This window comes from Lactococcus sp. EKM203L (genome assembly GCF_011800585.1).
GTDB lineage: Bacteria > Bacillota > Bacilli > Lactobacillales > Streptococcaceae > Lactococcus > Lactococcus lactis.
Map to the genome: position 1 here is coordinate 1 of NZ_JAALEQ010000011.1, position 11,917 is coordinate 11,917.

At 32.9% G+C, this 11,917-nt stretch carries 12 protein-coding genes and 1 pseudogene; 9 read left to right on the forward strand and 4 right to left on the reverse strand.

Features of this window, described 5'->3' with window-relative positions; all coding sequences use genetic code 11:
* The 9 genes and pseudogenes from HFD15_RS12275 to HFD15_RS12315 form a co-directional block, all read left to right on the forward strand.
* A pseudogene (locus tag HFD15_RS12275) lies at positions 1-198 on the forward strand (hypothetical protein); the annotation flags it as partial.
* Between the two features lie 360 nt (positions 199-558).
* Positions 559-741, forward strand: coding sequence for a hypothetical protein (locus HFD15_RS12280; protein WP_167593390.1), 183 nt, complete (start codon positions 559-561; stop codon positions 739-741).
* A gap of 18 nt (positions 742-759) precedes the next feature.
* Positions 760-966 (forward strand): hypothetical protein, encoded by a 207-nt coding sequence (locus tag HFD15_RS12285; protein ID WP_058211123.1) that lies wholly within the window; start codon positions 760-762, stop codon positions 964-966.
* A gap of 153 nt (positions 967-1,119) precedes the next feature.
* On the forward strand, positions 1,120-1,512 hold the full coding sequence (locus tag HFD15_RS12290; RefSeq protein WP_167593389.1) for a hypothetical protein: 393 nt from the start codon (positions 1,120-1,122) through the stop codon (positions 1,510-1,512).
* A gap of 41 nt (positions 1,513-1,553) precedes the next feature.
* Positions 1,554-1,874, forward strand: coding sequence for a hypothetical protein (locus HFD15_RS12295; RefSeq protein ID WP_167593388.1), 321 nt, complete (start codon positions 1,554-1,556; stop codon positions 1,872-1,874).
* A gap of 123 nt (positions 1,875-1,997) precedes the next feature.
* Positions 1,998-2,264, forward strand: a complete 267-nt coding sequence (locus tag HFD15_RS12300; RefSeq protein WP_167593387.1) for a hypothetical protein — start codon at positions 1,998-2,000, stop codon at positions 2,262-2,264.
* Between the two features lie 371 nt (positions 2,265-2,635).
* On the forward strand, positions 2,636-3,355 hold the full coding sequence (locus HFD15_RS12305) for a hypothetical protein (RefSeq protein ID WP_167593386.1): 720 nt from the start codon (positions 2,636-2,638) through the stop codon (positions 3,353-3,355).
* 144 nt (positions 3,356-3,499) lie between these two features.
* On the forward strand, positions 3,500-7,066 hold the full coding sequence (locus tag HFD15_RS12310) for a phage tail tape measure protein (protein ID WP_167593385.1): 3,567 nt from the start codon (positions 3,500-3,502) through the stop codon (positions 7,064-7,066).
* Between the two features lie 158 nt (positions 7,067-7,224).
* A complete protein-coding gene (locus HFD15_RS12315; RefSeq protein WP_167593384.1) occupies positions 7,225-7,791 on the forward strand; it encodes a hypothetical protein in 567 nt (188 codons plus the stop codon).
* 320 nt (positions 7,792-8,111) lie between these two features.
* Here the strand turns inward: HFD15_RS12315 and yhdJ are convergent, their stop codons facing one another.
* The 4 genes from yhdJ to HFD15_RS12335 form a co-directional block, all read right to left on the reverse strand.
* Entirely contained in the window at positions 8,112-8,861 is a 750-nt protein-coding gene (gene yhdJ / locus HFD15_RS12320) for an adenine-specific DNA-methyltransferase (protein ID WP_167593383.1), read from the reverse strand.
* Positions 8,862-9,668 carry a HEPN domain-containing protein gene (locus HFD15_RS12325; protein WP_167593382.1) on the reverse strand — a complete coding sequence of 269 codons (807 nt, stop codon included), beginning with the start codon at positions 9,666-9,668 and terminating at the stop codon, positions 8,862-8,864.
* Entirely contained in the window at positions 9,643-10,749 is a 1,107-nt protein-coding gene (locus HFD15_RS12330) for a DUF262 domain-containing protein (RefSeq protein ID WP_238785368.1), read from the reverse strand. The genes HFD15_RS12325 and HFD15_RS12330 overlap by 26 nt, the downstream gene beginning before the upstream one ends.
* 455 nt (positions 10,750-11,204) lie before the next feature.
* Positions 11,205-11,738: a phenolic acid decarboxylase gene (locus HFD15_RS12335; protein ID WP_010906203.1), complete on the reverse strand. Its 534-nt coding sequence runs from the start codon at positions 11,736-11,738 to the stop codon at positions 11,205-11,207.
* Positions 11,739-11,917: the final 179 nt, after the last annotated feature.

An 11,917-nucleotide genomic window follows, 5' to 3' on the forward strand; every position in this document is an offset into this window, starting at 1 on the left:
AAAGAAACCTATTACGGTGCTGGAAGTCCTAAACGAAGAAAAGAAGCTCTTGATATTATTGGATATTTTGAAACTACAAGGAAATTACCAACTTTTGAGGGTGAGCGTCGTACTTTTAGAGTAATTGCAATAGGAAATCCACGTCGAGCATCAAAAGCAGTCGCCGCATTTCTTGAAACAATGTATGAGCCACCATAATGACCACACTTTGACCACGATTTTACCACGGAATAATAAGGGCTATAAATAGCGGTATTAAAGGAATGACCACGCAAAAAACGCAAAAAACACTTTTTATTTTAAGAAATAATATTTTATTGATTGTATATTAACATTTTAAGTATACCAATTATAGAGCAGTTTATTGTTTTTAATATTATATTATAGAGAATTTATAAAAAAGCGTATTTTGCGTGTCAATGGCTTAGTAAAGCGAATTATAAGCGTGGTAAAAACGTGGTTGACCACGCAAAAAAAGTGTGGTCTAGAGAACGATTTTAGAAACTAATAGTCATCAAATAGAAAAAGCTATACCAATTTAGAAAAAGAGGTTTGATAATGAGCTTTAATTTTACAAAGACAATAGTCTTTACAGTCAATGAAAAAATGCCATTTAATATTCCTTATGATGAAGAGGAATTTGAGAAATTTAGTCATGCACTTTTAGTTGATAAAAATGCGGAGTGGCTAGGTGGCTATTTATTTAACATAAAAAATATTGTTTCAATAAAACGAGTTTAAGCATAAGGAGAAAGAATAATGAGCGATAAAGTAATTATGGTTTACACAGTGAATGATGCATCAGCATTTGTCTTTAATCAGACACTGGATAATATGAAAGTCATTGGCAAATGGCAAGATGACCCTGACCAGTTATTTAAACTAGGCACTACAGTATTTAATGGAAGCCATGTTGTGGCGGTTAAATTTTCAAAACGTGGACCATTTGGGGTAGTACCAGAATAGTTGGGAAGAAACCTTGAGAAAGATACCTAACGAAATCAGTTGTTTAATTAATTTATAAAAACAGCGATTAACTCAATAAATATAAGGACTTACAGGGTTTGGTTGTATTTCCGATTATAATATATATTTACCAATAAGAAATAGGAGAAAATAATGAGCATAATTAAATTACATGAACAAGAAGAAAATAATGAACCAAAAGCCACTGTAAAACAGATTATTGAATTAATTAAAAAAGACTTTATTAATTCGGATGCTGATGTAGAAGCTTTAATAACTTTAATAAGTTGTGGAATCGACCTATTGTCTGAAACTTTAGGCGTATCTGAATTGAGTACCTCACCTCAACTTATAGATGAAAACAACACACTCAAAGCACAAATACAAGACTTATATGCACTTAATGATTCAATCATTACCGCTGACCCTAACCATGTACCAAAATATACAGACGGAACAATCATTAAACCGTCTGATTTAGCAGATATGAATATCAACGCTTTGGATAATATCGCGGAACTCATCGGCTTTGAATTAGAAGAGTAAATAAAAAAGGCTATCAACAAGACAGCCATAGGGAGGATAAGATGTTAAATTTTAAACCACACTCTAACATTCAGCGATTAATGTTAGAGAATCAAAAGAAGCTGGATAAAATAGATAAGGCGCTTAATCAATCTGGTCATACAAAGCGTCAGGGATTCAATGTCTTGTTTGGAGGAGGGATTCCAGTCAGGCATAACCGCTTGTCAAAGTCTGATTGGGTGAGTATCAAACAGACATTAAATCATGCTGCTCAATTACATCTAGAAGCTAAGCATTGCAATATAGTTGAACGTGAGGAATATATCCAGAAAGACATTGCGAAGGATTTAGATAAGATAATTAGAAACCTAGGGCTATCATAGTACTCCTTTCGATATATCTATTATATCACGGAGGAAGCAATGTATATCAAGAAACCAAAGGCGAACTACTTGGGATTAAGTCATGAGCAATGGTTAAAGCTCAGGGACATCTTAGCTATCATCATGAGACATAAGCCACAGCCTTATCAATCCAATCTGATTATGTCAGCTCTTAATAAGATTGACGACAGAGAGCAACGCAATATCTTTGAATGCTACTACTTTAAACCGGAGGGGATTGTTTCTATTGCTAAGAGTAGAGGGCTAACGGAGCGAGTGGTCGGTCAGCTCCTCATACGAGCCGTACAAGCGTTCATTGAACAGTACGACGATGGACACTTACTCTTAATGTTTAAAGATTCCGAACTAGAAAACGAAGAAACAGAATAAATCTTATCTTTTCTTTCAAATATACCCCCGGGTCTAAAAAAAATGGGTTAAATTCCGAATTTACCACAGACCGGTTGGGGTTTTTTAACCAAATATAAAGCCATTTTTTTGATAGGGGGGGTGTTAACTGAAAACAAAAATACAAATAAACGGCTCTGTTAAGCTATTTATAGTGTTTTTGTTGAAAAATGTGCTGAAAACGTTGAAAACACTCCAAAGTCAATAAAAATAACGATTGAGGAGATTTTGTAATTCTAAAAAATATAAGGGAAAAACCGCCCTAAAATGGTCAATATTGTTAAAATAACTGTTAAAAAACAGCTAAATGTTAACAAACTGAGAACAATTATTTAAAAATGAGGAGAACTAAAATGTTAGAAAACACACAAAAAATTTATCAATTAATTCTAGAGACAGAAAAGAAATTTAACGATGAAAAGGCGAAGCTGGTTAAAAGACGAGAAACGCTTCAAAAGAAAATTGATAGCAAGGTTCCTTTTTCAAGTGCAGCCAAAAAACGTGAAGCAAGATATGAAATTGAGGAAATTGATATTTCACTCGCGGAGCTAGAACGAGATAAAAAACAAGCCGTCCTTGATTTAGAAGTATTACCTCAATTGAAAAAAGCTCATGATGAAGATAGTAAGACATGGGAAAGCTCAAGTAATAAAAAGATTGATAAGCTTTTAAATGACCTCAATTCTAAAATTATTCCTCTCATGAACGCTGCTGAAAAAGAGACTAGCGAATACAGAAGTTCAGAACGTGAACTTAGTAGCAACTTAGAAAATAAATTGAAAGAATATGATTTAGAACTTTTACCCTTACAATCTTATAAAGAAGCTCATGGAGAGCGGCATGTATCTGAAAGACTAAAAGGTATTCTTCGTGCTGTTCACAAAGATTTTGATCCGAGACTCATCACGATGCGAGAAGTGCAAAAATATTACGATGAGATGAATCAGTATCGCGAAGAATATCGTCAAAAGGAAATTGAAGAGACGGGGGCTTATCATGATGATGGGGGTGGTCTTATCATTCTAGAAGAAACTAAATATAGAGCATGGCTTCGTAAAGAATATGGAGAATAGACGAAAGAAAAATGATATAATAGGAGTGTACTTTTTAAATAAAAAAACCGCTGAGAATTGGCTTAGTGGTGCTAAAAACGCTACTTTTTAAGGGCGTTTTTTGTTTATCCTTGAATTAACGATAAAAAGTTCAAGGAGAAAGCAATGGCAGATACACCTTTAGGGAAAATGATAATTGAAATGGGGTTTGATGATTCCAGCTTTTCAAAAGGCATTACTGGCGTTAACAAGCAATTAGCTGCCTTAAAAAATGATTTAAAAACTTCTCAAACCTCATTTTCAACATTTGGTAAAGGTGTTGATGGGGTTAGGAGTCCAATGGAAGTCTTGAATAAATCAATCGCTAAGCAAAAAGAACAGCTTGATTTATTGAAAAAATCATATTCAGGTTCACTCGTAGATGGAAAGGCAACTTCTAGTACTCAAAAATATGCGGCTGACATTTCGAGAGCAAGCGCTCAGATGGCTCAATTTAAATCACAATTAAAGTTAGCAGCAGAGGAACAGTATAAACAAACATCTCTGTTACCTAAGCTATCGACAGGATTTCAAAAAGTAAGTGGTGGATTAAATTCGATTGCTTCTGTTTCTACTCCTGCTTCAGTAGCAGTCACTGCAGTGTTCGCAAAAGGAATTCAAGCAGCAACCAATTTCAATGGTAAGATGACTGAAATTCAAGCATTGCTAGCTGATGATACTTCGCCAAAGCAATTAGCTCAAAATATGGATGTCTTATCCAGCAAGTCTAAACAATGGGCTAGACAATACGGTATTGATACATCTTCCATTAATGAAGGTATGGAAGAAATGATAAAGCGTGGTTATGATTTTAATCAAACCGTTGGGGCCATGCCAGCAGTATTAGATGCCTCAAGAGCTTCAGGGGAAGATTTTGGAACAGTAATGTCCGCATCAACTGCCATTCTTGAACAGTTTGGTTTGAAGACTGAAGATACGGCATCCATGATGAAAAACACTCAACGTGTGACAGATAGCTTGACATTTGTAGCTAATAAAACCTCTGCAGGTTTTGAAGACATGGGTGTGGCAATGGAATATGTTGGACCCGTTGCTCATTCTTTAGGGATGAATCTTGAAGAAACTTCATCTGCAATTGGTTTACTTTCAAATAATGGTATCGAAGGTGAAAAAGCTGGTACATCATTGCGTGGCGCTTTATCTCGCTTGTTAAAACCTAGCGATGCAGCAGCGGCGGCTTTCCAAGAACTAGGAATAAATCTGGATGAGTGGAAAAAAGGGAATATTGGTTTGCCTGATATGCTTGATACCATCAAGAAATCAACAGAAGGAATGACCAAAGCTGAAAAGAGTTCCTTAATTGCTAAAGCGTTTGGTACAGAAGCTCAAACAGGAATGAATATCTTGATTGACCAAGGTGGTAATGCCTTACGCAACTTAACCAAAGAAACTCAAAATGCGACTGGTTATACTAAAAAACTTGCAGACCAAATGAACAATTCTGATAAGAATGCTTTTAATAAAGCTAAAGCGACTTTGGAAGTTTTATCAATTGATTTAGGTCAAAAACTCTTACCTTCAATCATTCCAGTTGTTAAAGAAATAGATAATTTGGCAGGCTCGTTTTCAAAATTAAGCCCAGAAACTCAACAATTCATCGTCCATATGGCACTCGGAGCAGCTGCAATTGCACCAACAGCGAAAGCTTTAAGTGGATTAACAAGTATTATTTCGGGAGTTACTGGAGGTTTGGCTAGAATTGGAGCAAAAGGAGCAGGCGAACTCGCACTTAGAGGAATTGCTACAGAAGCAGGAGGGGCAACTGCTGCGATAGCTGGAGGTGGTGGACTATCTGCTTCCTTAGCTGGAATCTCTCCAATATTAGCTGGTTTAAGTCCAGTGGCGGTTGGTGCATTAGGTGTAGCTGGTCTTGCTGGATTAATAATTGTTGTAAGTAAAGCAGTAGATGAAGCCAAAGAGAGAATGAAGTTATTTGGCACAGTAAACGTTCCTCAAGAAACTGTTTCTAAAGTTGAAAATTTCAAAAGCAAAATTGATGATTTGACTGGAGCGACTACGCTTTTTGAAACAGAGGGGACTAAAGCTTTTAAAAATGTCGCTCAAGCAATCAGTGATTTAAAAACTACAACTGATAGTGATATTGATTCATCCACAAAAAAATTAGTTGATGAAGCAAAAAATCTAGGCTTTGGTAAAGATGTTATTGACAATATTAAAAGCGGAGGAACTACTGCGAAAGCAGTTGTTCAGCAAGCTACGGATGAAATAACAAATATTTATAAAAATGCAAATGGAGAGCAAGGGAAACTGTCATTCATACAACAGACGCAAGTAGCCACTGCTCAGCAAAAAATTGCAGAACAAGAAATAACCGCTTTAGGTATAACTGGAAATAAGAAGAAGGCTTTGATGCAAGCATTAGCTGGAGATATTAATAATATTTCCGCTCAACAGGCTCGGGAATATGAAGCAAATATTCAAGAAATCCTGAATAAATCAAATGATACTTTTTCTCAGAAAAAAAGCCAACTTGAAGATCTTTTGAATCATGGGAAAATCACTCAAGAACAATATACCTCACAGGAAAAGCAAATTCAAAATGAACATGATGCAACAACAAAAGCCTATCTGAGCACGTTAGAAAACATGATTATGAAGCAAGGAGAAGGGCTATTAGAGGGAACAGATCAGTACAACACTTGGTATAATTCTGCAAAATTTATATTAGAACAGTATGGTGTAAACATTGATAGTTTATCGCAAAAAAGTGGTACAGCTATAGATGCCATTACTGCTACATCAAATAGCTTACAAATTTGGAATTCTATCCCAGACCCAGTGAAAAAACTTCTTGGAGACAATTCAGATTTTAAAAATCATGAGGATGAAGCAACACAGCTTTTAATAGCGTGGAATTTAGCAACAGCACCTGCAAAGAAATTGTTGGCAGAAGACTTGACTAAGAATCCTACAATGTCTGCACAAGCAATGATAAATACTCTAACAGGTAAATCTGTACCCCTAGGAGCTATTGACGGAACAGGTAAAGGAGTAAATAGCGCTGCCGCAACAATTGCTGCATTGCAAGGTAAAACTGTAGGAATTGATGCCAATGACAGTGGAGCAAGAAAAACATTGAGTGGATTCTTAGGTGATATTCCGACTTCAAAAACAATTGATCTAATCATAAATAAAACAAACAATGCGCAAGGTACACCATACCATCCGGGCGGGCTTGCTATGGTTAATGACCAAAAAGGGCCAACCTATAAGGAATTAATCAGCCTTCCTAATGGAGTAAGTTTTATTCCAGAAGGACGAGATGTGACAATGCCACTACCTAAAGGAACAAAAATTTTAAAAGCTAGCAAAACAGCACAACTTATCCCTAAATATGCCGATGGCACTGGAGGAATTCCAGCCAATGCGAAGATATTTAGAGATATGAGAGCAGTTCAACAACAGTTAGTAGTTAATACTCCAGTTGTTGACAATAGTAAGCAACTGAATGCCATTTTAAGTATACTGGAGACAATAGCTTCAAGCGGAACAAACAAAGATGTTATTAATGCTTTACAACTTTTAAGCAATCGTCCGGCCGTTTCTGTTTTCGATAAAAATGATGCAGCTAGAACTTTAACGCCGCTGATTACCAAGCAACAGTCCATTGATAAATCAATCAAAGATATAATTAATGGGAGAAGACTATAAAAAGCATTCTTAATGAATGCTTTTTTATTTAGGATTAAATTTTTGATAGTTGAGGTGAAGGAAAAAATTACTTTGCATAATTTGTAGAGCGCAACTTTGCGCTTACCTATTTGTTTTTTGTGATAAACTTATATATAGCATAATTAAAGGGGTATATATTGAAAAAAGAGCAAATCGAAGCACTTAATGAATTTCTAGGTGCTGTTAAAAAATTGAGAAAATGTGGTGTTATTCGGTCAGAAAAATATTTAGGAGATATAGCAGAATTTATCGTACAAGAGAAATTCAGTGTTAAGTTATGCGAGAATCAAAGGGAAAAAGGATACGATGGGTTAGACATTAAAAATAAAAAAGTACAAATTAAATCTCATAACGCACCAATCGGGACTAATATTAAAATTGGTGAAGGTGGAGAAGGAAATGAAAGAAAATATGATGATTTATATATAGTTCTTGGACCAGAAAGTCTTCTAAAACAATGTTCAAGAGCAGTGTATGAAGTATACGTATTTAATGACTATAAACAAGAATATAGTCGAAATAAAAATAAGATAGATTCTTTCGGACAAAAAAGTTTGCATAGAGGCAAAGTGATATATTTGGATGAACTTTTACAAATAATACCGTCTATGAAACTTACGAAGACTTATAAGGAGATATGTAAAAAGCATTTTAATCAAGTACAGCAAGAACCACGCTTTAAGAGGGGCAAAAAAGGGGCATAAGTCTTAAACTTCTATGTGAATATGACGTTTTTTTGAAAATGTTCTAAACTTATTTATGCTTATGTATCAACGTTTCGGGTCATATCATGAGATTAATAAATTCCATTTTTAAACAGTCAGGACAATCTTTTTTATGGATCAGAACTATAACAAATTTTAAGCTGTAGTCGTAAAATGCGACCTCAGATAGTTTTACCGGAAAAGGGAGTAAAGCTTATTATTGGTCTCATAAAAAATGTACAGAAAAACGGATAATTGACAATCATTGAAAAAGGAAGAAGATAGAGCATAATAAAAAGCACCTTAAAAGGCACTTATATCTACTCTTCAAGACTATTTTTACCAAGTATACAATAAGATTTGCTTAACTCGATTCCAATATATTCTCTATTATTTTTTTTACATACCTCCCCTAACGCGAAGGAACCTGCAAATAAATCTAAAACTTTATCACCAGGATTAGAGCTAGCGAGAACAATTCGTTCAAGCAAGGCTTGTGGTTTCTGAGAGGGATGATTTATATATTCCTTCATTTTATACCTTACTCGTGGGAAATACCACACATTACCAGGGACTTTAGTATCATTGTATGGTTGAGGAGGATTTTTTCTATAATCTATAAGTTTTCGCTCAAACCCAGTTTTTGTTTTAACTGCAATGTCTACGCTGTTAAATGTATATGAATTTTTGTTTTTTGTACAGAATAAGATGGGTTCATATAATGAACCATAATATTTTTTGGCTTGTACTCCAGAACTATCGTAGTGCCAGATTATACGTGATTTAACATGTAGTTTGTTTCTCAAATAAAGATCAATATATGGCATGTTTTGTGTGGTGTTCATTATATACAACGAACCAGTTTTTGATAATTTTTTTACAGCAAGTTCTAGCCATTTTTCAACCCAAGCAATATAGTCAAGATCAGAATCCCAATTGTCAGAAATATTATCAGCATAGTTCTTTTTTAAGTTATATGGAGGATCAATAAATATTAAATCAATAGTTTCATCTTTGACTTTTTCAAGACCAGAAAAAATATCCGAGTTAATAATTCTATACTTAAACATTTACTTTTTCAACCCTTCAATATTTTTTTCAAGATAGTCTACCATTATATCAAAAAAACTATCTATTTGAAAGGTCATCTCATTTATAAAAAACTCTGGACGTTCTAAAGTATTAGTTCCATTGGCGATATCTTTTACCAAATCTTTCATGCATAAATCATATTCTTCATATTCATTATCCTTATAAGAAATTTTTTCATTCTTATGTGCTATAGAATTTCTTTGTTTAATAATAAAATCAAGGCCTTCATCGAAGTATGGTTTTATTTTTTCGCTCTCCTTGCCCTCTTTAATGATTCTTTCTAACTTTATGCTATATGTTTTTAGTAATTCAGAAGCACGATCTAAGTTTGGATTGGCAGTTTCTAGTATAAAATGTTTATCTAAGTCTTTTCTAGAAATTTTATCATGATATTTGCAAAAAATTTCTTCAATACCCAATTCTTCATTTTCTTGTGTAATCTTGATTATTCCTTCAAAAATTGACATTTGCTTTACTTCATTGATAATTTTTTTCCCATTTCCACCAACACTTATTTTAGCTAAAGTTAGTAACAAATTATTTTTTAAATTGAATGGTAATAATTTTATAGGTATATTTTTATAACTATCAAGCATTAATTGTTGAAATTTATGAAAGCTACTTTCCCAGTAGGCATATACTAATACTATATAGCTACTAATTAATAAAGTTTTTTCTTTCTTGTTAACCTCATCGTTCATGGCTTCAATTAAAGAACTCATTTTAGATATTTCTAATCTCTTAATTGTTCTATAATTTTTAAAATTCTTTTTTTGTTGTTCCATTATTTAATTCCCCAATTGCATTATCAAAATATTTTTTTGTATATTCACTTAAAACAAAGAAACGTCTAGTTGGGGAGTATGACTGCGATGTAATTTTTATATAATCATCACTTTCGTAAAAGTTTTTAATTATTTTGAGAAGCACTTCTTTGTCTAAATTCTTGAATAATTCTAAATTAGTGCTAATTACTGGTCCAATAATGGATGTGTTTATAACAGAATTCGTTCTTGGATGAAAGTGTCTGAATGAATTATATCCTAGTAAATTGACTATAAAGTCGTAAGTTTCCTTAAACAATTTGTATTCTTTAATCAAATATTCATTATCTTTTACAGTTAAGTATTTTTCAATTTCTTTAGTAATTAATTCATCAATTGTAGAATATTTTTCATGATTATCATTGTTATGAATCATGATATCTCTACATAATAAGAATCTTAAAATGTACTCAACATCTTCCTGTTTCTTAGTTCTTTTTTTGCTTAGATTAAAAGCGTTCACAAAACTAGGATGTTTTTTTAGAATAGAAAGTTCGGAATAAAATTCACTATTCAATTTATAAATTAAGAAATTGCGTAATTCTTGAGATGAAAGAGGCTCACCATTATTGTTTAAACGACTAAATAATAAGTATTGACTATAAGAATCACTAGTATCTTCAACTAATTCAATTCTTAACCGAAAGTTATTTATTGCACTTATTATATTATTAGGGAGTTCACTAATTTTTTTTCCGTTTAATGAAGTTAGAATTGAACATCCTTGAATTATTTGATCTTCAGCATCTTTTCCAAAAATCTCTGGAGCTAAAAACCTTAAAAGAGTAGTAGTTCTTTGAACTCCATCAATTATTTCCCAATCATAGTCATCATTTGAGAAGGCAAATATTGGTGGGAGAGGTATTCCGATCAATATTGACTCAATAAGTGTTGATTGCTTTTCTATATCCCATCTAAAAACTCTTTGATAAGGAGGATCTAATATTACTTTCTTATCCTTATATCTATTTATGTATTCCGATATTACAATATCAAAATGATCTACTCTAAATTTCTTCCTATTCTCTTTAATTTCAGCCATAATATCAGTGTTCATCAGTATTAATACCTTTCATTTTGGGGTTGCATTATTAATAATATAATACCACAAAACAACTAGAAAAATTAAAAAAATTAAATAGTTGAAACTCATAAAATCATAAAAAGCACTAAATAGTGCTCACTCATGGTTCTCAATTCTGCGCACGGCGGTGCATTTTTAACAGCGTATTTTAACAGAGTTTTAGTATTAAATCAAGTGTGTTCAGGTCACTTGATTTTTTTATAAACCCCTATTGAATGTGGGTAAATATGTTTAAGTTATTATAGAAATAGCGAGTTTGTAAACTGTCTATTCTATTATATATAACGAAATTTAAGGAAATCTAAATTGATAATTATTTAATGTTGATAAGCTGGTATTCTATTGATTTCTCAAATAAAGAAGAGACAAATTAAATATTATTTGTCTCTTTTTTATTATTTTTGACTTGAAAATTAATGCTTAATCATTTTATAATTTTGGTCAAAGTATTTTCCGTTACGAATATCATTTGTCATTTCTTTGTAAGGAGCTTGTGCGACGACATCGTCATTATCTTTACCTGCTTCAGCAGCATAAGTGATTTTTGCAAATTCTGGGACTAAATATTTAGGATAAGTTTCATATTTTTCGCGAGATTCATGCATTAAGTCAATAAAATCATTTTGGAAGCAGACAGTGATTTCTGGGTGTTCTTCTACCCATTTCGGGAAGAAAATCATGCCATGTAATTTTCCTTCATTTGGAAGAAAATCTAAGGCAACATCAGTACCAGTAGGTTCTGTCCATGTAATTTTATAAATCCCTTCGGTTAACATCACTAATGAAACTTCTTGGTCTTTGACCCAGCGGCCAGCGACCATTCCGCCATGGATACGGTAATCAATGGTATGGTCGTTTTTGACGTAAAGTTCATATTCCCAACCATTATCATAGGTATAGATAAAGTGTGTTCCGACAAAATCTTCTAAGCTTTTAAATGTTTTCATTAAATTCCTTCTTTCTAAACATATTTTATAAACATGTTTTAAATATATATTTATTATAAAATACGTTTTTTGTTTTGTCAAGATAAAAAAATACACTTTCTTAAAGTTGACAAATCTTATGAAAGTGATAAAATTAAGCATAGATGTAAGAAGAGTAGATTGTCTATGAAATTTGAGGG

Bases quoted from the DNA above. Each gene is read 5' to 3' on its own strand.
- HFD15_RS12280 (WP_167593390.1), top strand. From the start codon at position 559: ATGAGCTTTAATTTTACAAAGACAATAGTCTTTACAGTCAATGAAAAA.
- HFD15_RS12285 (WP_058211123.1), top strand. From the start codon at position 760: ATGAGCGATAAAGTAATTATGGTTTACACAGTGAATGATGCATCAGCA.
- HFD15_RS12290 (WP_167593389.1), top strand. From the start codon at position 1,120: ATGAGCATAATTAAATTACATGAACAAGAAGAAAATAATGAACCAAAA.
- HFD15_RS12295 (WP_167593388.1), top strand. From the start codon at position 1,554: ATGTTAAATTTTAAACCACACTCTAACATTCAGCGATTAATGTTAGAG.
- HFD15_RS12300 (WP_167593387.1), top strand. From the start codon at position 1,998: ATGAGACATAAGCCACAGCCTTATCAATCCAATCTGATTATGTCAGCT.
- HFD15_RS12305 (WP_167593386.1), top strand. From the start codon at position 2,636: ATGTTAGAAAACACACAAAAAATTTATCAATTAATTCTAGAGACAGAA.
- HFD15_RS12310 (WP_167593385.1), top strand. From the start codon at position 3,500: ATGGCAGATACACCTTTAGGGAAAATGATAATTGAAATGGGGTTTGAT.
- yhdJ (WP_167593383.1), bottom strand. From the start codon at position 8,861: ATGTTTAAGTATAGAATTATTAACTCGGATATTTTTTCTGGTCTTGAA.
- HFD15_RS12325 (WP_167593382.1), bottom strand. From the start codon at position 9,668: ATGGAACAACAAAAAAAGAATTTTAAAAATTATAGAACAATTAAGAGA.
- HFD15_RS12330 (WP_238785368.1), bottom strand. From the start codon at position 10,749: ATGGCTGAAATTAAAGAGAATAGGAAGAAATTTAGAGTAGATCATTTT.
- HFD15_RS12335 (WP_010906203.1), bottom strand. From the start codon at position 11,738: ATGAAAACATTTAAAAGCTTAGAAGATTTTGTCGGAACACACTTTATC.